Raw genomic sequence first — 23,141 nt, 5'->3', positions numbered from 1 at the left:
ACCACTAAAAAAGGGCGCGGAGTTGCCGCGCCCTTGCTATTCCTGTTTTACCGCTGGGCTTAGGCCTCTTGCAGCGCTTTCACCGTGATCTCGCGTTCGCCGCGGATCATCATGGCACGGGCCGCAGCGTGGCTACCAGCCAGCGTGGTAAAGTAAGGGATCTTGTCCATCAAAGCGACGTTGCGCATATCACGGCTGTCGTTGATCGACTGAGCGCCCTCGGTCGTATTCATGACCAGATGCACTTCACCATCTTTCATAATGTCGATGATCATGCGGCCGGGCTCATAGGCTTTGGCGACCACATCTGCTTCGACCCCATTTTCAGCAAGGTACTTGGCCGTGCCGAAGGTTGCCAGAATCCGGAAGCCCTGCTGGGCCAGAAGTTCGGCGGTTTCAACCAGTTGCTCGGTCTTGTCGCCGTCCTTGATCGACAGGAACACAGTGCCTTCGGTGGGCAGCATGGTCCCTGCGCCCAACTGTGCCTTCAGGAACGCCATCGCGAAATCTTTGTCCGCGCCCATTACTTCGCCAGTCGAACGCATTTCTGGACCAAGGATCGTATCGACACCTGGGAAACGCGCGAAGGGCAACACAGCCTCTTTCACAGCGAATGTATCGATGTTGGGATCAACCAGATCAAAGGCGTCCAGCTTCTCACCCGCCATGACACGTGCGGCGATCGACGCGATAGGCGACAAAACCGCTTTGGCCACGAAGGGCACTGTGCGCGAGGCACGCGGGTTCACCTCGATCAGATAGATCTCGCCCTCTTTCACAGCAAATTGCACGTTCATCAGACCGACGACATTCAAGGCCAGTGCAAGCTCACGCGATTGGCGGCGCAGCTCGGCGATGATTTCGTCCGACAAGCTGTAAGGCGGTAGTGAACAACTGCTATCGCCCGAGTGTACACCCGCCTCTTCGATGTGTTGCATGATGCCCGCGACATGCACGTTTTCACCATCACACAGAGCGTCAACGTCCACCTCGATCGCGCCGGACAGATAGCTGTCCAACAGCACCGGGCTGTCACCTGACACAACCACCGCTTCAGCGATATAGCGTTTCAGTTGCCCCATATCGCGCACGATTTCCATCGCGCGACCACCTAGAACATACGACGGACGGATCACCAGCGGGAAGCCGATCTCGTCTGCAATCTTAAGGGCCTGATCGTCAGTCGAGGCAATGCCGTTGTGGGGTTGTTTCAGGCCAAGCTTGTTGACCAGATCCTGGAACCGCTCGCGGTCTTCAGCAAGGTCGATTGCATCCGGAGTGGTGCCAAGGATCGGGATACCTTCTTCTTCCAGCGCATTGGCCAGCTTCAACGGGGTCTGCCCGCCAAACTGAACGATCACGCCGTGCAGTTCTCCGTTTTCCTGCTCGGTGCTCAGAATTTCCATGACGTGTTCGAAGGTCAGCGGTTCGAAATACAAACGGTCCGAGGTGTCATAATCGGTAGAAACGGTTTCTGGATTGCAGTTGACCATGATGGTTTCATAGCCCTGTTCTGTCAGCGCAAAACAGGCATGACAGCAGCAATAGTCAAACTCGATCCCTTGGCCGATCCGGTTCGGTCCACCACCCAAGATAACCACTTTCTTGCGGTCCGAGGGACGTGCCTCGCATTCTACTTCACCCATCATCGGGACTTCGTAGGTCGAGTACATGTAAGGGGTCTGCGCTTCGAATTCAGCGGCGCAGGTATCGATACGTTTGAAGACTGCTTTGACACCTTCCCCCCGACGCACATCACGCACATCTTTTTCGATGCGTCCGCTAAGCGTGGCCAGACGGGCGTCGGTAAAGCCCATCATTTTAAGCTTGCGCAAACCACCGGCGTCCGACGGCAGGCCATTTTCACGGACTGCGTTTTCAGCCTCGACGATTTCGCGGATGCGATCCAGGAACCACGGATCAAACGCAGTCACGCGCTGGATATTGGCATTCGACATGCCATGACGCATGGCCTGAGCAATTTTCAGGATGCGGTCTGGACGCTGTTCGGAGATGGCTTTGATGATGGCGGCCTCTTCTGGGGCGCCTTCGATCTCGATCTCGTCAAAGCCGGTCAGACCGGTTTCCATCGACGCCAACGCTTTTTGCAGCGATTCATGGATGGTACGGCCGATCGACATGACCTCGCCCACGGATTTCATCGCGGTGGTCAGCTCGGGCTTGGCGCCGGGGAATTTCTCGAATGCAAAGCGCGGTATCTTGGTGACAACATAGTCGATGGTCGGTTCGAAGCTAGCAGGTGTCACCTTGGTGATATCGTTATCCAGTTCGTCCAGCGTATAGCCCACTGCCAGTTTCGCGGCGATTTTCGCAATCGGGAATCCGGTAGCTTTTGATGCCAGTGCTGATGACCGCGACACGCGCGGGTTCATCTCGATCACAACCATACGGCCATCTTCGGGGTTCACTGCCCACTGCACGTTCGAACCGCCGGTTTCCACGCCAATCTCGCGCAGCACGTTGATCGAGTGTGTGCGCATCAGCTGATATTCTTTGTCGGTCAACGTCAGCGCGGGCGCAACAGTGATCGAGTCGCCAGTGTGCACCCCCATCGGGTCCACGTTTTCAATCGCACAGACGATGATGGCATTGTCAGCGGTGTCACGCACGACCTCCATCTCGAATTCTTTCCAGCCAAGCAGGCTTTCATCTACGAGGATCTGATTGACGGGCGACGCATCCATGCCGGTGCGGCAGTAATGTTCGTATTCTTCGCGGTTATACGCGACGCCACCGCCGGTACCACCAAGGGTAAAGGCCGGGCGGATGATGGCAGGTAGGCCAATATCATCCAACGTTTCCAAGGCTATTTTCACGCCCGCATCAAGATCAGCGTGGCCCTTTTCGTTGGTCGGCGCAGTGACGATGTTTGCGCGGGGGTTTTCGATCCCCAGACGGTCCATCGCTTCGCGGAACAGCTTACGATCTTCGGCCATTTCAATGGCGTCACGCTTAGCGCCGATCAGTTCCACGTTGAACTTATCCAGTACACCCAGATCATCAAGCTCCAGCGCGGTGTTCAGACCGGTCTGACCGCCCATGGTGGGCAGCAGAGCATCGGGGCGTTCTTTTTCAATAATCTTGGCAACCACGTCTGCGGTGATCGGCTCGATATAGGTCGCATCGGCAAGGCCGGGATCCGTCATAATCGTCGCCGGGTTCGAGTTCACCAGAATGACGCGGTAACCTTCCTCGCGCAGTGCCTTACAGGCCTGAGCACCGGAATAATCAAACTCGCAGGCCTGCCCAATAATAATGGGCCCCGCGCCGATGATCATGATCGAATTGATATCGGTTCTCTTTGGCATGGTAACCCCCATCAGCAGACTGGACACACGCGGGAATCCCAACCGCGCGCAAATTGTCGTGGGTTATAGACACCGAGGGGCTTTGTGCAAGCCCTGAAAGCACGGCTGGCCAGGATTTGACGAGATATAACACACTCAAGCGATGAACGCTGCTCACATAGCTCGACACCCAGAACCCGACCAAAAAATTAGTGCTTAAACTCCACAGCTCCCATCCTTAGTCAGGAACAAACCCAGCCCGCCATTGACTTGCTGGCTGTGCGCCAGTTAGTCAGCGTTGCATTGTGAGAGAACAGTAACAGCAGGTTAATTCTTGTGAAGTTATTCATAAAATTTACAATAATTTACGCGATTTTTGCGGTTACGCTTGTCATGCTCGCTCGCGAAGAGCCTGTCGATGTTCTGACTGCCACAGCTCTGCTGTTTCGATCAAAGCTAGATGTTCTCTTGCTATTCATACTTGCCTTTTCGCTGCTTGGTATCGCGATCAATGCCATCTCGAAGAAGCGCAGCTATGCCGACGTTGCGCTCTCTGTGGCATTGGCCATTATCGGTGTTCTGATTTTTCAGAATGCATTCACATTGGTTAAAACTACGATTCCATATGTCGTGCCTTTCTTTGCAGATCCGGCATTTGCAGAGATTGATCGCTATCTGCACGGTGGCGTAGACCCTTGGAAATATACACATGATTGGGCAACGGCACTTCCAATCAGTTGGTTGACACCCATCTATTCTGGCTTCTGGATCTGGGTTCCCGCCGCTGCTCCCGTGTATTTTGCAGTAGTCGACGCCGATGAAGTTCGGGTGAACCGTTCAATCATCGTCTATCTCGCATCATGGATTTTCATAGGAAACGTGCTGGCTGCAATGGGCAGTTCAGTTGGACCCGTTTTCTATGACCGTTTACTGGACAGCGATCGTTTCCCCGAATTGGCGATTGCGCTTGAGGCCAACACCACGGTCATGGATGGAATCGACAAAATACAAGGCTATCTTTGGATGATTTACAGCCAAAACGGCCAAGCCTTCGGATCTGGGATATCAGCTTTTCCCAGTGTTCACGTTTCCGTTGCAGTTGCCTCGGCTCTGTACTTGTTTGAACGATCCAAATACCTACTCCCAGTTGGATTGCTGTTCGTTACCCTCATCCTGTATTTGTCGGTCTACACAGGCTACCACTATGCCATTGATGGATATGTTTCGATCATCTTTGTAGTCGCACTGTGGTACGTGCTGCTTAGAAAAGATCGGGATCGACAAGAGCAACCAGACTGAAACTTTTGCGTGACCCCCTTTGGGGTCTAATTGGCAAGCGCATGAGCAAAGTTTAACAGTTTAAACCCAGAGAATGAAACTTTCCGGCTATTTTCAGGGGTTCGGCTTGACTTTGCCCGCCAAGGCAGGTGTATCGGCCCGAGACTTTTAACGCTCGTGGGAGCCTGACATGCACGCCTATCGCAGCCACACCTGTGCTGAACTGAACAAATCCAACGTCGGTGACACCGTCCGCCTGTCGGGCTGGGTCCATCGTGTCCGCGACCATGGCGGCATCCTGTTCATCGACCTTCGCGACCATTATGGCGTGACGCAGGTTCTGTGTGACCCGGACAGCCCCGTCTTTGCCGAGATGGAGAAGGTGCGTTCGGAATGGTGTATCCGCATCGACGGCAACGTCAAAGCGCGCGACGCAGATCTAATCAACGACAAGATCCCGACCGGTGAGGTTGAGGTGTTTGTACGGGACCTAGAGGTGCTGGGTGACGCGGGCGAATTGCCTTTGATTGTCTTTGGCGATCAGGAATACCCGGAAGAGACCCGCCTGAAGTATCGCTTTCTCGACCTGCGCCGCGAAGTCATGCAGGAAAACATGAAGCTGCGCTCGGACGTTGTGGCGTCGATGCGCAAGCGCATGTGGGATGCGGATTTCCGCGAATACCAGACCCCGATCATCACAGCATCCAGCCCTGAAGGCGCACGTGACTTTCTGGTGCCGTCGCGTCTGCATCCGGGTAAGTTCTACGCTCTGCCGCAGGCCCCTCAGCAGTTCAAGCAGCTGATGATGGTTGCAGGCTTCGACAAGTATTTCCAGATCGCGCCGTGCTTCCGTGACGAAGACCCGCGCGCTGACCGTTCGCCGACTGATTTCTATCAGCTGGACATGGAGATGTCTTTTGTCGAACAGCAGGACGTATTCGACACAATTGAGCCCGTTCTGAAAGGCGTCTTTGAAGAGTTCGGCGGCGGCCGCAAAGTCGATCAGGACTGGCAGCAGATTTCCTATAAGGATGCTGCACTGTGGTATGGCACCGACAAGCCTGACCTGCGCAACCCGATCAAGATGCAGATCGTGTCGGAACATTTCCGCGGCTCGGGCTTTGCAATCTTCGCGAAGCTTCTGGAAAACGAAGGCACGGAAGTGCGCGCCATTCCTGCCCCGAAAGGCGGCTCGCGCAAATTCTGTGACCGGATGAACAAATTCGCCCAGCAAGAAGGTCTGCCCGGCATGGGCTACATCTTCTGGCGCGAGAAAACCGCAGATGGCGTGGCGCAAGAGCTAGGCATCACGGTGAAAGAAGCACAGGCCAAGCTGAAATCCGGTGAAGTCGAAGGTGGCATGGAAGCCGCTGGTCCTTTGGCCAAAAACATTGGGCCCGAGCGTACCGAAGCCATTCGTCAGCAACTGGGCCTGAACGTGGGCGACGCGGCCTTCTTCCTAGGTGGCAAGCCGAAAGCGTTCGAGGCCGTCGCAGGCCGCGCCCGTGCCGTCATCGGAGACGAGCTGGGCCTGACCGACAAGGACCGTTTTGCCTTCGCTTGGATCGTGGACTTCCCGATCTATGAGGCGGACGAAGAAACCGGCAAAATCGACTTTGAACACAACCCGTTCTCGATGCCGCAGGGTGGAATGGATGCGCTGAATGGCGATCCTCTGGATGTTCTGGGTTATCAGTATGACCTTGCCTGTAACGGGTACGAGCTGGTGTCGGGCGCAATCCGAAACCACAAGCCCGAGATTATGTTCAAGGCATTCGAACTGGCCGGCTATGGCAACGACGAGGTCGAAAAACGCTTCGGTGCTTTGGTCAACGCGTTCCAGTATGGCGCACCGCCCCACGGTGGCTGTGCCGCTGGTGTCGACCGCATCGTGATGCTGCTGGCGGATCAGGACAACATCCGTGAAGTCGTGATGTTCCCGATGAACCAGCGTGCCGAAGAATCTGATGATGAACGCACCCTCTGATCCGATGAACGAGCAGCTACGCGAACTGCACCTGCGCGTTATCCCGCAAGAGTGATTTGATCACCGATATCGCATATCAATAATTCCCCTAGCATTATCTGGCTTGCCCACAGACCTTCTGCGGGCCAGTCTGGTGCTAGGAGAACTTGATGTCATTCGATCCCATTATTGCACAGAACCGCTTTGGCTATGGGCCAAGGCCGAGTTTAAGCGCACCCAAATCTATTTTCCAGATGTTGGACTTTTTGTCTGGTCCAGACACTCAGGCCGACCGCTTACCCATCCCCGGGTTTGTCGACATTTACGATGACCTGAAAGAAATCCAGAAACTGACCGTTGCTTTCCGCAAGGCACGCAAAGAAGGCGGCCCTGCCGTCGAAACAGCCAAAGCCGCGCGTAAAGAAAAATATGCCCAGATGAATCGCAAGCGCGAGGCTTGGTTCACTACGACTCTGGTGCGTTGCACCAGTGCTGAAGATGCGTTCCGGGAACGTTTGGTACGTTTTTGGACTGATCATTTCACCGTGATCGGCAAGGGCCCAAAGTTCAAAAGAGTGGCGTCTACTTTCCCTGAAGACGTCGTAAGACCGCATGTGAACAGACGTTTTGTGGATATGCTGAAAGCAAGCAGCACCCACCCGGTAATGCTCCATTACCTGGACCAGTTCGCATCCGCCGGAGAAGGCAGCAAGTTGGCAAAAAAGGGAAAACGGAGCCTGAACGAAAACCTAGCACGCGAGAATCTGCTTGAGCTGCACACGCTAGGGGTAGACGGCGCTTATACGCAGAAAGATGTGCGTGCATTTGCTAACCTTCTTGCGGGCTTCGCACTGGGCAAAGACGGCCGTTACAGGTTTCGTCCTGAAAAGGGAAATCCGGGGCCCGAGACGGTCTTGGGAAAAAGCTATGGAGATGAAGAGCCCAGAGTCGAAGATGTTTTTGAAGCGCTTGAAGACATCGCCCGGCACCCCGACACGGCCCGTCACATCGCACGCAAATTGGCCACACATTTTGTTTCGGACAATCCCAACCCTGATCTGGTCAACGCGTTAAGCGAAAGCTTTACGGCAAGCGATGGCGACCTGATGGCACTGTACGAAACGTTGCTGAACCACCCTGCCGCATGGGTTCCTGTACGCGGAAAAGTCAAACAACCGTTTGATTTTGTTGTTACAGCCGTTCGCGCCTTAGGGGTGCCAGAGGACGCACTGACCGACCTAAACCGTAGACAGCTTAATCTCATATTCTTTGGTCCACTGAAACTAATGGGACAGAGATGGGAAACCCCCGGTGGGCCTGATGGATGGCCCGAGGATGCAGCCCATTGGATCACACCGCAGGGTCTTGCGGCGCGTATTCAGTGGGCTATTTCAGCCCCTTCCGCTTTTGAGGTTAAGCTGCCTGATCCGCGAGATTTCGTAAAAACTGCGTTGGCGGGCCAGGCATCGGACAGCACCGAATTCTCCGCTCGAGCCGCGGAAACGCGGTGGGAAGGGATTGGAATCATCCTATCGTCGCCCGAGTTCCAGCGCCGTTAAAAAGGAAACCGATCATGACGAAACAAACATCTTTTTCGCGTCGCGGCTTTCTGAAAAATGCAGGCGTCCTTGGTTGTTCGCTTGCAGCAAGCCCTTTATTGACCCCTGTCAGTCTTGCGGCGACGCCCGGCGACCATCGGCTGGTGGTCATCGTTCTGCGCGGCGGGATGGACGGGCTGGACCTAGTACGCCCTATTGGTGACCCTCTGTTTTCCACCCTCAGACCTGACTTGTCTTCAGTTGAGGATGTACTTCCGCTGAACGATTTCTTCGCATTGCACCCTGCGGCCCATCAGCTGCATGGTTTGTGGAAGGCCGGGGAATTGGCCTTTGGACAAGCCGTCTCCACGCCATACCGCGACAAGCGCAGCCATTTTGATGGGCAGGACATTTTGGAAGCAGGTGTGGCGGCAAACGGTGCGATCCGCGACGGATGGCTGAATCGCCTGGTGCAAACCATGCCCGGCAGCAAACTTCGCACTGCCTTAGCCGTTGGCCGCGAGGATCTGTTGATCCTCAGCGGTGACGCTGCGACTTCGGGGTGGTCGCCAGATGTTACCCTATCCCTGTCCGAAGCAACGCGTCATCTTATGCGGAAGGTCCATCAAAGTGACCCACTGTTCTCAGCGGCATTGATCGAGGCCATCGACCTGACTGAGGTGCTGCACCCTAAAATGCTGATTAATGCCGAGGATTCCGCAGACGATCCGGCCGAAATGATGTCAGACGCCATGAACTTCGCGCGCAAACACGGGGGTATCTCCAGCATCGCGTCGTTCACCGCCGACATGCTAAAGCTAGATACCCGGATTGCATCATTCTCAATCGGCGGATGGGATACGCATGTCGGACAAAAACAAAACTTCAAACGTGCACTGATAAAGTTGCAGGACGCGATCATGACACTGAAGGAAGAACTGGGTCCAGTCTGGGAAAAGACCACCGTGATGGCCATGACCGAGTTTGGGCGCACCGTGCGTCAAAATGGCAGTAAAGGAACAGATCACGGAACCGGCGGGTCCATCGTGATGGCCGGTGGGGCCATCCGTGGGGGGCGTATTTATGGAAACTGGCCCGGGCTAGAGGAAGAAGCGCTGTATAATCGGCGTGACCTGATGCCGACCGCAGACATTCGCCTTTATGCTGCATCGGCAATGCAGGGTCTTTTCAGCGCCAGCACTTCCGACATTGAGGGAAAGATATTTCCAAGCTTGGACTTGGCACCCGGCATGCCAAAAATCATCGCTTAAAATGAAATAGGGCGCGCTCGAAAGCGCGCCCGATACTCATAACAACAGAACGCTACAATAAAGGTCGGGTTAACCTGCCAAGGGCTGCGTTTTGATGATTTCACCTGCTGCTTCGTTAACCGGCGAACCGGGTTCGACAACAGCCAGAACAACCGCGGTGACCATCATAACTGCACCAGCAATTAATACAGTCCAGTCAACGACAGCGTTTCCAAGCTCTTCATCAGCAAATTTCTTGATCAGGTCATTCATGTTATCAACCTCGCAATTGATTGGTTTTACCCTTCCTCGATCTTCAATCTGCATCTGAAAAAGGGCGGAAATGAGGAAGGCGGGGGTCCATTTCGTGCCGAATTGCCCGGATTGAGGATTCTAAAGCTGCCTTCGATCCTTCAGGCGATCCTCGACCAGATGGATCACCCGGGCCATATCTGCACCTGTTGCACGTCCTGCATCCCGTGAAGCCGCAAGGCTTTTCGCCGCAATCGCCATCGGCTGATCGTGCGCGCTGAGTGCAAGTCCGCCCAAAAACTGCGCGACATAATCCTGGGCCTGCCCGTCGTCACGATCCCGCAAAATCTTTGCCAGATGTGAGAGGTCATCCTGAAGTGCCAGTTCATCGGGCTGAACAATCTCGCTTGGTAAAACCTTTGGGCGGACCGGTCCTTCTTGAGGCGGCAAGACCGCTAAGATGGCCTGTTGGAATTCCGCAAGAGACTCAACCGGCTTGACAAGAAACCCGTCCGCACCGGCCTGAAGGGCGCTGTCTTGTGTTCCAGCATCACCGCTCATCCCAAGGATCACCGGCACGCGAACTGTATCTTTGGTAAGCTCCGCGATCAGCTCTGCCCCGGACCCATCAGGAAGCCCCATATCAATTATAACAGCGGTGGGGCGATAGACCCGCAAATGTCGATGGGCGGCTGCAAGATTGTCCGCCCTGCGAATGCGTGCGCCTGAACGCAAGCACAAAAGGCGGATGGCTTCGGATGCAAATCGACTGTCCTCTACCACCAGCACCGTCATCCCGTTCAAGGGACGGTCTGCCGTTGGCGGTTGGGTCATCATGAAGTTTTCAAGATCGTCGCTCATCGTCTGGCTCCTTACACGGTCACCATGGCTCAGAACTGCCTAACAGGAGGTTAAACTTGCATCCGCGCGCGCTACATACACCTGTGGCACCGTGCCGCTTGCCCAAACCGGGTCGCTTGGGCATAAGCAGCACAGCATTTGAAACGGGAGAGACAAGATGATCGGACGCCTGAACCACGTAGCCATCGCCGTACCGGACCTCGAGGCCGCCTCGGCGCAATATCGCGACACGCTGGGCGCTAAAGTGAACGCCCCTCAGGATGAACCCGATCACGGCGTAACCGTCGTTTTCATCGAGCTGCCGAACACCAAAATCGAGCTGCTTTATCCGCTGGGCGACAACTCTCCGATCACCGGCTTTCTGGAAAAGAACCCGTCGGGCGGCATTCACCACATCTGTTACGAGGTCGATGACATCATCGCCGCACGTGATCAGCTTCAGGCGTCAGGCGCGCGCGTTCTGGGCACTGGCGAACCCAAGATCGGCGCGCACGGCAAGCCGGTCCTGTTCCTGCACCCAAAAGACTTCACCGGCACCTTGGTCGAACTGGAACAAGTCTGATGTCCATCACCGCGGCCATCGTTCTTTATGTGGTGATCTGGTTCGTGACCATGTTCGTGGTCCTGCCAATCCGCTTGCGCACCCAAGGCGACGAGGGCGAGATCGTGCCCGGAACACATGCTGGCGCGCCTGCCAATTTCAAGCTGGGGCGCACGCTGATCATCGTGACCATCGTCGGAACCATCGTCTTCACGATTATCGCGGGGATCATCGTCTCGGGTTGGATCGGGATTGAAGATATCGACTGGTTTGATCGGTATGAAGACGTGAGTGGGTAAGTAAGGGCGGCGAGCGAGCGCCCTTAGTAAGAATTGTGCCATCCTTGGCGGAGACGATTGTATTGATTGATTGTTCGAAACGAGTTGCCGCTAAGGCTTTAGTTCTGATCTTGCTTTTATGCACTTCCGCACAGGCTGAGCAATCTAGAAAACTGATCATAACCGGCGATCTTCCTGAAGCAACGGATGCCGATATCAGTTTCTGCGATGAGGCGTTGCGAGGGTATTCATGGGAGTATTCTGAGGAGTTCGGAGAATTGGCGACCCAGCGCGAAGCGGCGGTGTTTGTTTATGCTTTGGGGTTCCCTTTCGCGCCCGAATACGTCCAATCCTTGGAGAACTTACCTCTGTTGAATGAATACTTCTTGGAAGCTGTGGAGGAAGGAAAACTACCAGGCAACCCTGTAGTATTGCCGGGCGGTTTCGAAGGAACGTGGAAGAACAACTTACGATGCTCACCAAAGGGCAAGCAGAGAAGATGCTTGTTTATTGTACCAAGGTTAGATGCTTTCGCTCTTTCGAGACTTTGTGACAAACTGCACAATGTTCTCAAGTAATAGCCAGATATCACATCTAAAGGCACCCGACGGACGCCCTGTTTCGTTCTAACGCCCCGCTAACCTATGGAACATGTGGGTAAAACTTGCCGCACCCAGAATGGGAATCAAAAGGTTCACCAGAGGGATGGAAAGCGGCACTGCCATCAAACAGCCAGCCAGCCAGATCTGGGCGTTGTGGCGTTTGCGCAGAAGATGTGCTTCGTGCCGCCCGATGCGCCGCATGGCGGCCATTGTGAAATACTCGCGGCCCAGAAGGTATCCGTTCACGGCGTAAAACAGGATCGGTGCAAGCGGTCCGACAAAGAAGAACATGATCAAGGCGATCAGGTTCACACCCACGATCACCCCGAAGAACCCAAGGCTTTCGCGTACAGCAACCATAAGAGGCTGCTCTGGGTTGGGGGCAAGATGGGGATAGTGCTTGGCCTCGACCGCGTCGGCGACCTCGTCCAGAAACAAACCGGTGAAGGCACCCGCAACGGGCACCATCAGAACGACGGATAAGACGATCATCAGCAGGATAGACGCCCAGAGCGCCAGACCCTCAATCCAGTTAACCTCGCCAATAAACGGGAGCGAAAACGTGTCGGGCACCAGAAAGCCAACCAGCCACGTCATGCCGAAGGTCACCGCCACCAACAAGCCGACCGTCAGGCCAAGCCCCTTCAGCAGCACATTGCGAAAGCGCGGGTCGCTGAGCTGGCCCAGCGCGCGGAAGAAATCGTCAAACATCATGTCTCGATCCAAGTGGTTTTTGCGTCCAAATCCGGGCGCGGACGCTCGGGTGGGGCGACTGTTTCGGTGCCAATATGAATGATCCCTGCAACGCTTTCATGGCGTTCCAGCCCAAAGGCGTCGCGGGTAAAATCCGCGTCAAAGCTGGCCCAGCCCGACAGCCAATTCGCCCCCCAGCCCGACGCCAACGCTGCATTCAAAAGCGCAAGACACACGGCGCCTGCGGAATAGGTCTGTTCGATCGCGGGCACTTTTTCCGAGGCAACCGGGCTTTCAACCACCACCACAGCCAGCGGGCTGCGACCGTAGGCCAGTTGCTCTTTCTCGATCTTGGCGGCGTCATAGCCCAGCGATGCACCACGGTCCGCCACAAGGTCATGGGCCCGCGCCATCGCGGCACCCGATAGCACAACAAAGCGCCATGGCTCTAGCTTGCCGTGATCCGGCGTACGTGCAGCAGCGGTAAGGATTGTAAGCAATGTGTCGCGATCCGGACCGGGACCGGTCAGTGTTTTGGCGGGGCGGGATCGGCGGGTCAGCAGAAAATCTAGGGCGGCTTGGTTGCGGTCAGGCATGTCTTGTCCTTTGGTCAAAGCAAATCTTGCTTGGCCGCACACCCGCGGCTGGCTGAGGCTTATGTCGGGTTTGCGGGCGGCCTCGTCAAGATGTTAAGTCACTTTACATTGAAGAAATCTGACATCTCACTCAAATGATCCGAGAAGAAGGCCTGCACCTTCGCGCTTGGCTGACGGGCGGCAAATGTCTCGGCCATGGGATCTGGCGCATGGATTTCAGCCCCCGACATCTCTTCCAGCACCGCATGGCCGCAGAAGGGGACATAGACTTCGGAATAGCCGCCTTCATGCGCCATCATCAGACGCCCGCCACACAGCTCATCCGCCAACTCCATGACCATGCGGGTCATTTGACGGAATGTATCTGCGGTGGCCAACATGCATGACAACGGATCAATCACTGCCGCGTCATAGCCATTGGCGATCACGATCACTTCTGGCTCATGGGCGCGGATCGCAGGGATAACCAACCGCTCCATCGCTTCAAGATAAGTTGCATGCCCACCACCCGGAGGCAGAGGGATATTCATATTTGCGCCCTGCCCGGCCCCCTCGCCGCGTACCTCAGCGTCGCCCGTATCCATCGGATAATTGCGTTCCTGATGGATCGAGATCGTCAGAACGTCTGGGTCTTCGATAAACACAGCCTCGGTGCCATTGCCGTGATGCACATCCCAATCCAGCACCACGAAACGTTTGGCCAACCCTTTGGTCTGTGCAGACCGAATTGCGATGGCCAGATTGGCCAGCAGACAAAACCCATTGGGAAAATCGGGAAGGCAATGGTGCCCCGGCGGGCGTGACAGCGCATAGGCATTGTCGACCTCACCACGCAACACAGCTTCCAGCGCCGCCACAGACAAGCCCGTGGACAGCGCGGCGATCTCGTACCCACCTTGACCAAATGGCGTGCGCAGCCCCAGTTCGCCGCCCCCAGCATCTGACGTGGCTTTAAATTCCTTCAGGAAGGATGCGGGATGCACCAATGACAGCGTCTCAAACGTTGCTTCGGCGGCGCTTCGTGCCTCTAGCGACCGAGTCAGACCGGTCACATCCATCAGGTTCTTCAACCGCCGTTTGGTTTCAGGATTCTCCGGCAATCCGCCTGCAGCCAAGGGCTGTACCAACCCACCAACTGGAAGGTTGCCCGCATAGTTGCCACCTGAATGCCAAAAGCACTTTTCGTCCCAGAAAAACCCTGTCTTGCGCATGCCGACCTCCTGTTTTCTGCACAGTGACCGAGGAACCTTGCGTCGTCCAGTCCAGCGCGGCACTGTGATCAAATGAAGAAGGGTGAACTATTACATCTTGCGCAAGATGGCGCACGGATCACAGTGCGAGTCACACCAAAGGCATCGCGGAACGAGGTCGCATTGCGTGATGGTCAAATACGCGTGTCCACGACAGCCATGCCCGAAGACGGCAAAGCCAACAAAGCGGTTCAGAAACTTCTTGCCAGCGCCCTTGGTATTGCAAAATCGCGCCTTGAACTGATCCAAGGCGCGACTTCAAAAGATAAGATATTTCAGATCAAAGGTTGATCAGCTGCCCGAAGGCGGGATGGACGATGTCGCGTAGTCACCATCATCATGATGGTCAATTGCACCACCCAGCGGGTCATTGCCATACTGGTTCGGCCCATCGGTACCCTTCTGACACATCCAGTAGATCAGAACGATCCAGCCAATGATCGGAATAAGGATCAAAAGCATCCACCATGCGGATTTGTCATAGTCATGCAGGCGACGAGATGTAACAGCCAAGCTGGGTAGAAGCGTTGCCAGAGAGAACAGATCGCTGAGCGGCGAAAACAGTTCGCCCCACCCAAAGATGGTACCGTCGACAAGCCCAAGTACGATCGATGCGACAATGATGAAAAGTGTATACCACCAGTACTCGCTGCGCGCGGCACGGCCTGAAAAGGTCACGTATTTCTGAAAACACGTTCTGACTGCGGTTTGAAAATCCATATTCACATGTCCTTGCTATTCTTGGCTTTGCTTGCGCCCTATGCGTGGCTCTTCGCCGGATTTGATGCGCGCGATATTTGCGCGATGCCGGTGGAAAATCAAGACCGCCAATGCAACCGAAATAAGAACCAAGCTGTTCCAGCCAAAAATCAGAGCGATCACCGGCGACAAGGCCGCAGCAACCAAAGCAGCCAAAGATGAAATGCGGAACACCAGCGCCGTGACAAGCCAAGTGGCACATGCAGCAAGCCCCAGTGGGAAGGCCAAGGCCAGCATTGTTCCCAGCCACGTGGCCACGCCCTTGCCGCCTTTGAATCCCAAATAAATCGGAAAGCAATGGCCCAAGAAAGCCGCAAACCCTGCCAGTTGGGCTGCGTCCTCGGCGAACAACGCTCGTGCAATCAGGACGGCGGCTCCGCCCTTACCCGCATCCCCAATCAGGGTCAGAAATGCCGCTACCTTATTCCCAGTGCGTAGGACGTTGGTTGCACCTATATTGCCCGATCCAATTTGGCGAAGGTCGCCCAGACCAAACACACGCGCCATTGCGATGCCGAAAGGGATAGATCCCAGCAAGTAACCAGAGATTGCAACAAGCACCAATAACAATGGCGCCGTAGTTATGTCAGGCATAGTCCGTCCCTTTTTTCGGGTAGCTTTGCTAAGCCGCCCCACCATCGTCAAGTGCGAAGTCCAGAAGCGGAAGCATCCGTCCAGCGAAAGAGCCGGATGGCACCTCTCCCACGCGGAGCGCGCCCATTTTAAGATAAAACGGCTCGGCATATGGGTCACTGTCGATCCGCATGACTCGCGCAGCTTTGGATTTGGAACGCGAAATGGCCCAATCAAACAGATTAGCCCCCACGCCTTGTCCCATCGCACTGGGGTCAACGAACAGATCTTCAAGCTGGGCCCTATCGCCAGTGACAGATAGTTGCGCCATGCCGCACAGATCAGGGTTCGCAAAAACCACCAACTCGGGGCCAAGGTCGCTTGGCGATATTGTAATCTCATCTACAACCGAAGCCATGAATTCTGCGTCATAGCCCCAATGGGCTTTCGCACGCAGGATCATTGCGTTCATTGCATCCAGATCAGAGGTTTGTGCAGGCCGGATCATTTTCTGGTCCGCTCATCCATAGATTTGCTCGCCCCCAACCCAAGTTCCCAACACGCGACCCTCCATTCGCGTACCGTCGAATGGCGTGTTCTTGGATTTTGAGTTCAGCTTGAAACGGTCCAATACGAACGGGGCGTCAGGATCAAACAAAACCAAGTCGGCGGGGGCACCCTGCGCCAACTCGCCTCCGGGAAGGCCCAGACGACTTGCTGGGTTCAGTGACATCGCGCGCCACAGCGTTGGCAGATCGATTAGCCCTGCATGGACCAGCCGCATGGCGGCAGGCAGAAGCGTTTCCAGCGCCACCGCACCTGATGCGGCTTCTTCGAACGGCAGGCGTTTGCTTTCCTCATCCTGCGGCGTATGCATGGACGATATGATGTCGATCAGCCCCGAAGCCACAGCTTCAGCCATGGCAAGGCGGTCGTCTTCTGAACGAAGCGGCGGTTTCACCTTGAAGAAGGTGCGATAGTCGCCCACGTCAAATTCATTCAGCGTCAGGTGGTGGATGTTCACGCCTGCACTAACATCAAGACCAGCCTCTTTCGCGCGTTCCAGCGCAGGCAGGGCTTTTGCTGTCGACAGGTTGTCCGCGTGATAGGCCACCCCGGTCATCTCAACCAAGGCAAGGTCTCGTTCCAACCCCATGCGTTCGGCGTGTGGGCTGACAGCTGGTAAACCGCGCAACGACGCGAACTTACCCGAGGTCACAGCAGCCCCTTTCGACAGTTGCGGTTCTTGCGGATGACCAATAATCAGCGCACCCAGCGATCGCGCATAGGTCATGGCACGGGAATAAACTTTGTTATCCGTCACCACGTGATCACAATCAGTGAAAGCCACAGCGCCAGCGTCCAGCATAAAGCCCATCTCGACCATTTCGCGCCCGGCGCGTTCCTTGGTCAAAGCGCCCATGGAATGCACATTCACCGGGGCCACCTGCCCCGCGCGACGGGTGACAAAGGCCAGTGTTTCAGGCGTGTCTACGGCAGGCGTTGTGTCCGGGCGAATGACCATGGTGGTCACGCCGCCCGCTGCCGCCGCCATTCCAGCCGTGCGGAAGCTTTCCTTATGACGCTCACCCGGCTCACCGATTTTCACGCCGATATCAACAATGCCGGGGGCCAGACATTTGCCACCGCAATCAATGACATCACCCGCTTCGCCAGTGTTCACGCCGGTGATCAGCCCGTCTTCAATGGTCAGACTACCAAGCGTATCTGTTCCGGCTTCCGGGTCGATCAGGCGGGCATTTGTGAAGGTGGTGGTCATCTGGCAGCCTCTTTTTGCTGAACGTCGCGCATTAATCGATATACCGCATTACCTTGATTGAGACGTTCAAAGCCGATTGGAACCGTGTAGGTTCCATTTTGTCCGCGCTTGATCTCTTCTGCGAAGAAAATACTGGCTAGGTCATCTACCCGGAAGTCCAACACCGTTTGTGCCGTAATCGGATAGCTTCTCAACTTTCGTCCAACAACGGGATATTGGCTCGCAATGAAGGCCCTGCGATCTGTGAGCGTGTACCAGCTGCTTCTACGCCGCACAGTTGAACCAAAGATGGACCAGCACAATTGCCCCAAACCGACAAAGAAAAATAGCAATCCAAACATCCAAAACATCCCTCCTGCTCGAGATGCACCAAACATCCAGAAAACCGAGAATGCTATGAAGAAAATAGACATTCCAAACTGAAGCACGCCGTCGATCTGGACTTTGAACCCTTGATCGGGCCGTCCCTGCCAAAGGATCTCTTCCCCTTCGTCCAGATAACTACCCCAACCAATTTCCCGCAGTTGATCGTGCATCAGCCCCCCCGCGCGCGATTTATCGCGGCCTGTGTGGCTTTGGCATCTGCCTGATATTTCAACATGTACTTGTCGCCCGAAAGCGTCACGACCTGCGCTGCGGTGAAAATAACGTTCATCTTGTTAATAGATGTTAGCAGGATTGTACGGTTGCCCGGCCCAACTAGGCGGCGATTGGTTAGGTACCATGTGAAGCCAAGCTGTTCCTTCGCAACGTAAAGCCCGCGCACTGCGATGGCGGCAACAGCGCCAACAACACCCGTCCAAGCATGGGGATTGCCCATATACATGAGCACACCTGACATAAGAAGCGACCCTAGGACCGCAAGCATCACGTGCTCTTTCACATAGGTCGACAGGTTGCCCGAAAAACTTTCGATCAGCTTCTCGCCCGGCTCAAGATCGGGGCCAGTCTGGTTTTCCAAGCGGGGTTCCAGTTCGAACTCTTGCTCAGACATAGACGCCCTCAGTCTTTTCGGCCCGCTCCGCTCTCAAGTTGCGCGCCAGTAAGTCCATCGCGGCCATGCGCACAGCGACGCCCATTTCGACCTGTTCCTGAATGACAGATCTGTTGATGTCGTCGGCAATCGTTCCGTCGATCTCGACCCCGCGGTTCATCGGACCTGGGTGCATAACGATGGCATCGTCCTTGGCATGGGCCAGTTTTTCGGCGTCCAGCCCGTAGCGGTGATAGTATTCACGCTCAGATGGGATAAAGCCGCCATCCATCCGCTCGCGTTGAAGGCGCAACATCATGACGACATCCGCGTCTTTCAGGCCCTCTTCCATATCGTCGTAGACCTCGACCCCGAACTGGTCGATCTGGCTGGGCATAAGGGTCGGCGGACCAACAAGCCGCACGCGGTTTTCCATTTTACCCAGAAGGATCAGGTTCGAGCGCGCCACACGGCTGTGCGCAATGTCGCCGCAAATCGCCACGGTCAGGCGATGCAAGCGCCCCTTCTCGCGACGGATGGTCAGCGCATCCAAAAGCGCCTGAGTTGGGTGCTCATGTTTGCCGTCGCCCGCGTTCAACACGGCGCAGTTCACCTTCTCAGCCAGCAAGTTCACGGCACCCGAATGCGGGTGGCGCACGACCAGAAGGTCCGGATGCATGGCGTTCAGCGTCAGCGCCGTATCGATCAGCGTCTCGCCCTTTTTGATCGACGAGGCCTGCATCGCCATGTTCATCACATCCGCGCCCAAACGCTTGCCGGCGATCTCGAACGAAGCCTGCGTGCGGGTTGAGTTCTCAAAAAACATGTTGATCTGGGTAAGCCCGGCCAGCACGTCAGAGCGCTTCTGAGCAGATCGGTTCAAATCCACATAGCTGTCAGCAAGGTCCAGAACGGATTTGATCTCTTCGGGGTGAAGCGGTTCGATCCCCAGAAGATGGCGTTGGCGGAATGTCATACGGGCCCCCGTCCTTGGTTCTCAGCGCTTATAGGGTCGGGCGGGTCTTTCGTCTATCCCTTCTGTGACGTCAGGGGCGTTTACCTTCCGTGCGGGCGCGCATAGGCTGCGGGCATGGAATCGGCACAAGACTGGCACAGCGCAAAAGCGCTTCTGGAATGGCATGTGGAACTGGGCGTGGTGGATGCGATCGGGGATACGCCCGTCGACCGCTATGCGTTGGCTCCATCCGATCCGAAACCCGCGCCTGAAGCCCAGAAATCCACTCCGGTTGATCTGCCCAAGCGGACAGCACCGACACCACCGCCCGCGGCCCCCAGCATCGACTATGTTGCGCTGGCCAAACAGGCCGCAGCAGGCGCGCAAGATCTGGACGGATTGAAAGCCGCCATGAAAGCATTTGACGGCTGCGAGCTGAAGAAAGGCGCGCGCAACACGGTTATTTCAGACGGAAACCCCGCCGCCCGCGTGATGATCATTGGCGAAGCACCTGGCCGCGACGAGGATATTGAAGGCAAGCCCTTTGTTGGTCGCGCTGGGCAACTTCTGGACAAGATGTTCGCGGCCATCGGCATGGGACGTGACGTGCCCCTTTCAAAGGATGCGATCTACATCACCAACGTGATGCCATGGCGTCCGCCGCAAAACCGCGATCCCGAACCTGCTGAGATGGCGATGATGGTGCCGTTCCTTGAGCGCCATGTGCAACTGGTCGCGCCCGAAGTGATTGTTCTTATGGGCAACACCCCGTGTCAGGCCGTACTGGGCAAACGCGGCATCACCCGAATGCGCGGCCATTGGGGCGAAGCGTGGGGTAAGCCAATCATGCCGATGTTCCACCCGGCCTATCTTCTGCGCAATCCGGCCGCCAAACGCGAGGCGTGGGCGGATTTGTTAGAAATCCAAGCTAAGCTGAGTAGTGATGCATGAGGATATTGGCGTTCTCTGATCTACATCTCAGCCGGAAAGCGGCCCACACTCTTTTGACTGCCGCCAAGGATGCGGACCTGATTTTCGGGGTCGGTGATTTCGCGCAGCGACGCGAAGGGTTGACGGAATATGTAACGCAGTTCGCCGATTGGGGCGCACGCGCGATCTTTACTGCGGGTAATAACGAAAGCGACTCCGAACTGCGTAAAGCAGTTGCCGGGACCGGAATTCAAGTGTTGCATGGCGAATGCGTCGAGGTTGATGGAGTAACCATCGCTGGGATCGGAGCCGCTGTCCCACCATTGCCCCCTCTGTCGTGGCAATCCTACGACTTGACTGAATCTGAAGCCGCCGATCTGCTGGCCCCAATTGCACATGCCGACATCTTAATCTCGCATTCTCCTCCGAACGGTGTTGCGGATCACCACAAGGAATTGGGGGCGTTGGGATCAACGGCAATCCACGATGCGGCCATCCGATTGGCGCCCAAGTACCTTCTATGTGGCCATGTGCATGACGCGTGGGGGGAAACTGGCCAAATCGGCGAAACTCACGTGATAAATCTTGGTCCAGTCCCGAACTGGATCACATTGGAAAGGGCTTAACGTGTCGCATATCCCCGCAGACAACCAACGCGACTTCATTCCCGTACGAATTGCAGTTCTGACCGTGTCCGACAGCCGATCAATGGACGAGGACCGATCAGGCGACACATTGGTCAAGCGGATTGAAGAAGCCGGACATACGCTGGCCGACCGCAAGATCATCCGCGACGAACGCGGAGAGATTGCAGATCAGCTGCGTGCGTGGTCGCTGGACCCTGAGATTGATGTGGTGATCTCAACCGGTGGCACAGGGCTGACCGGCCGCGATGTCTCGGTCGAGGCGCATCGCGATGTCTATGAAAAGGAAATCGAGGCTTTCGGGACCGTTTTCACCATCGTCTCGATGAAGAAGATCGGCACCTCAGCCGTGCAAAGCCGTGCGACAGGTGGCGTTGCCAATGGGACTTATTTCTTCGCCCTACCCGGCAGCCCCGGGGCGTGTAAGGACGCCTGGGACGAAATTCTTGTCCATCAACTCGATTATCGCCACCACCCCTGCAATTTTGTCGAGATTTTTCCGCGTTTGGACGAACACAAGCGACGGAAGTGAACCGCTGAACCGTTTGATCCGTAAGGATCATATATGCACCGTCTATCGAAACTGTGACCACACGCCGCTTGCCCAAGCGGATGGTGCAGTTCAGGATGACGGCGGAAGAAACGGAGCGACACATGCGATTTCTAGGACGCAGCCTGATTGGGCTATTCCTGCTGGCGGCGACAATCGGACTGCTGGCGATGGCTGCCTTGACCGTGAGATCGGCCTTTCAAGCCCGTGCTGAACGCGACGGCGCCGCGCCGTCAGGTCGTGAACGGGTCTTTTCTGCCAATGTCGTGACGCTCTCGCCCTCGACCATCACGCCAGTGCTGTCGTCGTTCGGCGAACTAGAAGCTCGTCGAGCGTTAGACATCCGCGCCCGCGCAAGCGGGACAGTGGTCGAAATGTCAGACGCCTTTGTAAACGGTGGCGAGGTCGCTGAAGGCGCGTTGCTGCTGCGCATCGACCCAACCGATTATCAGGCCGCATTAGATCTGGCACAGACTGATCTGGTTCAGGCCAAGGCCGAGCTTCGTGACGCACGCGCTGCCTTGGAACTGGCGCGTGATGATTTGGAAAATGCCAAGCGACAAGCCGCTTTGCGTGATGCTGCGCTGGAACGTCAAAGCGACTTGGTGCGCCGCCGTGTCGGCACCGAAGCCGCCGTGGAAAATGCAGCACTTGCGGCAAGTTCAGCCGCTCAGGCTGTGTTGGGAAAACGGCAGGCGGTCATCACTGCTGAAGCCCGCGTCGCAAACTCCGATGCGGGTCTGTCCCGTTCAGAAATCGCATTGGCCGAGGCTCAGCGCCGCCTGAATGAAACCAAAATCCGTGCCGAATTCGACGGCACGCTGACAGATGTCACTATCCTGCGTGGCGGACTTGTTACTCCGAATGAAAAGCTTGGGCGTTTGGTAGATTCGACTAAGCTTGAGGTCGGATTTCGCGTTTCCACTGCACAATATGCGCGCTTACTTTCAGACAACGGGAATTTGGCCAATCTTCCAGTTTCTATCCGACTGGAGGCCACAGGCGTGGACCTGACGGCCACCGGCCAGGTGGACCGGGAAAGTGCGGATGTGGGCGAAGGGCAAACAGGTCGGATGCTGTTTGCCAATCTGGACGCGACACCTGGTTTCCGTCCGGGTGACTTCGTAACTGTCGAATTGTCCGAACCCCCGTTGGATCGGGCGGTAAGACTTCCTGCAACTGCGCTGGATGCTTCGGGCAATATCCTTCTGTTGGGCGACGAAGACAGATTGGAAAGCGCGCAAGTCACGCTTTTGCGCAGGCAAGGCGATGATGTGTTGGTTCGCACCGACGGCCTTGAGGACCGCGAGGCAATCACCAAGCGCAGCCCTGTTCTGGGCGAAGGCATTCGCGTGCGTCCTGTGCGCGATGGCAAGATGGCCCCAGAGGCCAAGCCAGAAATGGTTGCACTAGACCCGGACCGCATCGCCATTCTGAAAAGCTTCGTGGAAAGCAGCGAACGGATGCCGGAACGCGCCCGCGACCGCATCTTGCGTCAACTGGAAGATGGTGAGCTGCCTGCCGACACCTTGGCGCGGCTTGAAAAGCGCATGGGGAACTGACC

General features: G+C 56.0%; 24 protein-coding genes and 1 pseudogene. 12 read left to right on the top strand and 13 right to left on the bottom strand.

Annotated features, from left to right (window positions below; translation table 11 throughout):
• Positions 1-59: 59 nt before the first annotated feature.
• Complete coding sequence (gene carB / locus AC0L6A_RS03525) at positions 60-3,329, bottom strand: carbamoyl-phosphate synthase large subunit (protein ID WP_473292240.1); 3,270 nt, start codon at positions 3,327-3,329, stop codon at positions 60-62.
• A 372-nt stretch (positions 3,330-3,701) separates the two neighbouring features.
• Between carB and AC0L6A_RS03520 the strand changes: the two genes are divergently transcribed.
• The 4 genes and pseudogenes from AC0L6A_RS03520 (at position 3,702) to AC0L6A_RS03505 (ending at position 9,361) form a co-directional block, all read left to right on the top strand.
• A complete protein-coding gene (locus AC0L6A_RS03520; RefSeq protein WP_473292239.1) occupies positions 3,702-4,607 on the top strand; it encodes a phosphatase PAP2 family protein in 906 nt (301 codons plus the stop codon).
• Between the two features lie 169 nt (positions 4,608-4,776).
• Positions 4,777-6,628: pseudogene (gene aspS / locus AC0L6A_RS03515) on the top strand (aspartate--tRNA ligase).
• Between the two features lie 94 nt (positions 6,629-6,722).
• On the top strand, positions 6,723-8,111 hold the full coding sequence (locus tag AC0L6A_RS03510; RefSeq protein WP_473292237.1) for a DUF1800 domain-containing protein: 1,389 nt from the start codon (positions 6,723-6,725) through the stop codon (positions 8,109-8,111).
• Between the two features lie 14 nt (positions 8,112-8,125).
• Positions 8,126-9,361, top strand: coding sequence for a DUF1501 domain-containing protein (locus AC0L6A_RS03505; protein WP_473292235.1), 1,236 nt, complete (start codon positions 8,126-8,128; stop codon positions 9,359-9,361).
• A gap of 69 nt (positions 9,362-9,430) precedes the next feature.
• Here AC0L6A_RS03505 and AC0L6A_RS03500 read toward each other — a convergent pair whose 3' ends face one another.
• Positions 9,431-9,667 carry a hypothetical protein gene (locus tag AC0L6A_RS03500; protein WP_473292234.1) on the bottom strand — a complete coding sequence of 79 codons (237 nt, stop codon included), beginning with the start codon at positions 9,665-9,667 and terminating at the stop codon, positions 9,431-9,433.
• A gap of 66 nt (positions 9,668-9,733) precedes the next feature.
• A complete protein-coding gene (locus AC0L6A_RS03495) occupies positions 9,734-10,453 on the bottom strand; it encodes a response regulator (protein ID WP_473292232.1) in 720 nt (239 codons plus the stop codon).
• A gap of 157 nt (positions 10,454-10,610) precedes the next feature.
• Between AC0L6A_RS03495 and mce the strand changes: the two genes are divergently transcribed.
• From mce to AC0L6A_RS03480, 3 genes are read left to right on the top strand one after another with little or no spacing between them, the layout of a single operon-like run.
• Positions 10,611-11,015 (top strand): methylmalonyl-CoA epimerase, encoded by a 405-nt coding sequence (mce, locus tag AC0L6A_RS03490; protein ID WP_246928048.1) that lies wholly within the window; start codon positions 10,611-10,613, stop codon positions 11,013-11,015.
• Positions 11,015-11,293 carry a DUF1467 family protein gene (locus AC0L6A_RS03485; protein WP_473292231.1) on the top strand — a complete coding sequence of 93 codons (279 nt, stop codon included), beginning with the start codon at positions 11,015-11,017 and terminating at the stop codon, positions 11,291-11,293. Before mce ends, AC0L6A_RS03485 begins: the two co-directional genes overlap by 1 nt.
• Before the next feature lie 44 nt (positions 11,294-11,337).
• Entirely contained in the window at positions 11,338-11,850 is a 513-nt protein-coding gene (locus AC0L6A_RS03480; RefSeq protein ID WP_473292230.1) for a hypothetical protein, read from the top strand.
• Positions 11,851-11,898: 48 nt separating this feature from the next.
• On the opposite strand, the gene AC0L6A_RS03475 is transcribed toward AC0L6A_RS03480, so the two are convergent.
• The 3 genes from AC0L6A_RS03475 to AC0L6A_RS03465 form a co-directional block, all read right to left on the bottom strand.
• Positions 11,899-12,585 carry an EI24 domain-containing protein gene (locus AC0L6A_RS03475; RefSeq protein WP_473293370.1) on the bottom strand — a complete coding sequence of 229 codons (687 nt, stop codon included), beginning with the start codon at positions 12,583-12,585 and terminating at the stop codon, positions 11,899-11,901.
• Positions 12,585-13,163, bottom strand: coding sequence for a nitroreductase family protein (locus tag AC0L6A_RS03470; RefSeq protein WP_473292228.1), 579 nt, complete (start codon positions 13,161-13,163; stop codon positions 12,585-12,587). The genes AC0L6A_RS03475 and AC0L6A_RS03470 overlap by 1 nt, the downstream gene beginning before the upstream one ends.
• 98 nt (positions 13,164-13,261) lie before the next feature.
• Positions 13,262-14,374, bottom strand: coding sequence for a class II histone deacetylase (locus tag AC0L6A_RS03465; RefSeq protein ID WP_473292226.1), 1,113 nt, complete (start codon positions 14,372-14,374; stop codon positions 13,262-13,264).
• A 72-nt stretch (positions 14,375-14,446) separates the two neighbouring features.
• Here AC0L6A_RS03465 and AC0L6A_RS03460 point away from each other — a divergent pair, with 72 nt between their 5' ends.
• Positions 14,447-14,704: a DUF167 domain-containing protein gene (locus AC0L6A_RS03460; protein ID WP_473292224.1), complete on the top strand. Its 258-nt coding sequence runs from the start codon at positions 14,447-14,449 to the stop codon at positions 14,702-14,704.
• Here AC0L6A_RS03460 and AC0L6A_RS03455 read toward each other — a convergent pair whose 3' ends face one another.
• From AC0L6A_RS03455 to AC0L6A_RS03425, 7 genes are read right to left on the bottom strand one after another with little or no spacing between them, the layout of a single operon-like run.
• Positions 14,705-15,133 carry a DUF805 domain-containing protein gene (locus AC0L6A_RS03455; protein ID WP_246928055.1) on the bottom strand — a complete coding sequence of 143 codons (429 nt, stop codon included), beginning with the start codon at positions 15,131-15,133 and terminating at the stop codon, positions 14,705-14,707.
• 15 nt (positions 15,134-15,148) lie between these two features.
• Positions 15,149-15,766 carry a glycerol-3-phosphate 1-O-acyltransferase PlsY gene (gene plsY / locus AC0L6A_RS03450; RefSeq protein ID WP_473292223.1) on the bottom strand — a complete coding sequence of 206 codons (618 nt, stop codon included), beginning with the start codon at positions 15,764-15,766 and terminating at the stop codon, positions 15,149-15,151.
• Between the two features lie 28 nt (positions 15,767-15,794).
• Positions 15,795-16,253: a GNAT family N-acetyltransferase gene (locus tag AC0L6A_RS03445; RefSeq protein ID WP_473292221.1), complete on the bottom strand. Its 459-nt coding sequence runs from the start codon at positions 16,251-16,253 to the stop codon at positions 15,795-15,797.
• A gap of 12 nt (positions 16,254-16,265) precedes the next feature.
• A complete protein-coding gene (gene pyrC, locus AC0L6A_RS03440; RefSeq protein ID WP_473292220.1) occupies positions 16,266-17,525 on the bottom strand; it encodes a dihydroorotase in 1,260 nt (419 codons plus the stop codon).
• Positions 17,522-18,061 (bottom strand): aspartate carbamoyltransferase catalytic subunit, encoded by a 540-nt coding sequence (locus AC0L6A_RS03435; protein WP_473292218.1) that lies wholly within the window; start codon positions 18,059-18,061, stop codon positions 17,522-17,524. The genes pyrC and AC0L6A_RS03435 overlap by 4 nt, the downstream gene beginning before the upstream one ends.
• Complete coding sequence (locus AC0L6A_RS03430; protein ID WP_473292216.1) at positions 18,061-18,519, bottom strand: hypothetical protein; 459 nt, start codon at positions 18,517-18,519, stop codon at positions 18,061-18,063. The genes AC0L6A_RS03435 and AC0L6A_RS03430 overlap by 1 nt, the downstream gene beginning before the upstream one ends.
• Positions 18,512-19,474 carry an aspartate carbamoyltransferase catalytic subunit gene (locus AC0L6A_RS03425; RefSeq protein ID WP_473292215.1) on the bottom strand — a complete coding sequence of 321 codons (963 nt, stop codon included), beginning with the start codon at positions 19,472-19,474 and terminating at the stop codon, positions 18,512-18,514. Before AC0L6A_RS03425 ends, AC0L6A_RS03430 begins: the two co-directional genes overlap by 8 nt.
• A gap of 114 nt (positions 19,475-19,588) precedes the next feature.
• On the opposite strand from AC0L6A_RS03425, the gene AC0L6A_RS03420 reads away from it, so the two are divergent.
• From AC0L6A_RS03420 to AC0L6A_RS03405, 4 genes are all read left to right on the top strand, one after another.
• Positions 19,589-20,404 carry a uracil-DNA glycosylase gene (locus AC0L6A_RS03420; protein WP_473292213.1) on the top strand — a complete coding sequence of 272 codons (816 nt, stop codon included), beginning with the start codon at positions 19,589-19,591 and terminating at the stop codon, positions 20,402-20,404.
• A complete protein-coding gene (locus tag AC0L6A_RS03415) occupies positions 20,401-21,009 on the top strand; it encodes a metallophosphoesterase family protein (protein ID WP_473292211.1) in 609 nt (202 codons plus the stop codon). The genes AC0L6A_RS03420 and AC0L6A_RS03415 overlap by 4 nt, the downstream gene beginning before the upstream one ends.
• 10 nt (positions 21,010-21,019) lie before the next feature.
• Entirely contained in the window at positions 21,020-21,559 is a 540-nt protein-coding gene (gene moaB, locus AC0L6A_RS03410; RefSeq protein ID WP_473293367.1) for a molybdenum cofactor biosynthesis protein B, read from the top strand.
• A gap of 122 nt (positions 21,560-21,681) precedes the next feature.
• Positions 21,682-23,139 carry an efflux RND transporter periplasmic adaptor subunit gene (locus AC0L6A_RS03405; RefSeq protein ID WP_473292209.1) on the top strand — a complete coding sequence of 486 codons (1,458 nt, stop codon included), beginning with the start codon at positions 21,682-21,684 and terminating at the stop codon, positions 23,137-23,139.
• Positions 23,140-23,141: the final 2 nt, after the last annotated feature.

Source organism: Aliiroseovarius sp. D2-2, from assembly GCF_055809455.1.
Note: the sequence above shows the minus strand (reverse complement) of the source record. Positions and strands in the feature narration are given on the sequence as shown.

Coding starts and splice junctions, on each gene's coding strand:
- carB (WP_473292240.1), bottom strand. CDS start 3,329: ATGCCAAAGAGAACCGATATCAATTCGATCATGATCATCGGCGCGGGG.
- AC0L6A_RS03520 (WP_473292239.1), top strand. CDS start 3,702: ATGCTCGCTCGCGAAGAGCCTGTCGATGTTCTGACTGCCACAGCTCTG.
- AC0L6A_RS03510 (WP_473292237.1), top strand. CDS start 6,723: ATGTCATTCGATCCCATTATTGCACAGAACCGCTTTGGCTATGGGCCA.
- AC0L6A_RS03505 (WP_473292235.1), top strand. CDS start 8,126: ATGACGAAACAAACATCTTTTTCGCGTCGCGGCTTTCTGAAAAATGCA.
- AC0L6A_RS03500 (WP_473292234.1), bottom strand. CDS start 9,667: ATGCAGATTGAAGATCGAGGAAGGGTAAAACCAATCAATTGCGAGGTT.
- AC0L6A_RS03495 (WP_473292232.1), bottom strand. CDS start 10,453: ATGAGCGACGATCTTGAAAACTTCATGATGACCCAACCGCCAACGGCA.
- mce (WP_246928048.1), top strand. CDS start 10,611: ATGATCGGACGCCTGAACCACGTAGCCATCGCCGTACCGGACCTCGAG.
- AC0L6A_RS03485 (WP_473292231.1), top strand. CDS start 11,015: ATGTCCATCACCGCGGCCATCGTTCTTTATGTGGTGATCTGGTTCGTG.
- AC0L6A_RS03475 (WP_473293370.1), bottom strand. CDS start 12,585: ATGTTTGACGATTTCTTCCGCGCGCTGGGCCAGCTCAGCGACCCGCGC.
- AC0L6A_RS03470 (WP_473292228.1), bottom strand. CDS start 13,163: ATGCCTGACCGCAACCAAGCCGCCCTAGATTTTCTGCTGACCCGCCGA.
- AC0L6A_RS03465 (WP_473292226.1), bottom strand. CDS start 14,374: ATGCGCAAGACAGGGTTTTTCTGGGACGAAAAGTGCTTTTGGCATTCA.
- AC0L6A_RS03460 (WP_473292224.1), top strand. CDS start 14,447: ATGAAGAAGGGTGAACTATTACATCTTGCGCAAGATGGCGCACGGATC.
- AC0L6A_RS03455 (WP_246928055.1), bottom strand. CDS start 15,133: ATGGATTTTCAAACCGCAGTCAGAACGTGTTTTCAGAAATACGTGACC.
- plsY (WP_473292223.1), bottom strand. CDS start 15,766: ATGCCTGACATAACTACGGCGCCATTGTTATTGGTGCTTGTTGCAATC.
- AC0L6A_RS03445 (WP_473292221.1), bottom strand. CDS start 16,253: ATGATCCGGCCTGCACAAACCTCTGATCTGGATGCAATGAACGCAATG.
- pyrC (WP_473292220.1), bottom strand. CDS start 17,525: ATGACCACCACCTTCACAAATGCCCGCCTGATCGACCCGGAAGCCGGA.
- AC0L6A_RS03435 (WP_473292218.1), bottom strand. CDS start 18,061: ATGCACGATCAACTGCGGGAAATTGGTTGGGGTAGTTATCTGGACGAA.
- AC0L6A_RS03430 (WP_473292216.1), bottom strand. CDS start 18,519: ATGTCTGAGCAAGAGTTCGAACTGGAACCCCGCTTGGAAAACCAGACT.
- AC0L6A_RS03425 (WP_473292215.1), bottom strand. CDS start 19,474: ATGACATTCCGCCAACGCCATCTTCTGGGGATCGAACCGCTTCACCCC.
- AC0L6A_RS03420 (WP_473292213.1), top strand. CDS start 19,589: ATGGAATCGGCACAAGACTGGCACAGCGCAAAAGCGCTTCTGGAATGG.
- AC0L6A_RS03415 (WP_473292211.1), top strand. CDS start 20,401: ATGAGGATATTGGCGTTCTCTGATCTACATCTCAGCCGGAAAGCGGCC.
- AC0L6A_RS03405 (WP_473292209.1), top strand. CDS start 21,682: ATGCGATTTCTAGGACGCAGCCTGATTGGGCTATTCCTGCTGGCGGCG.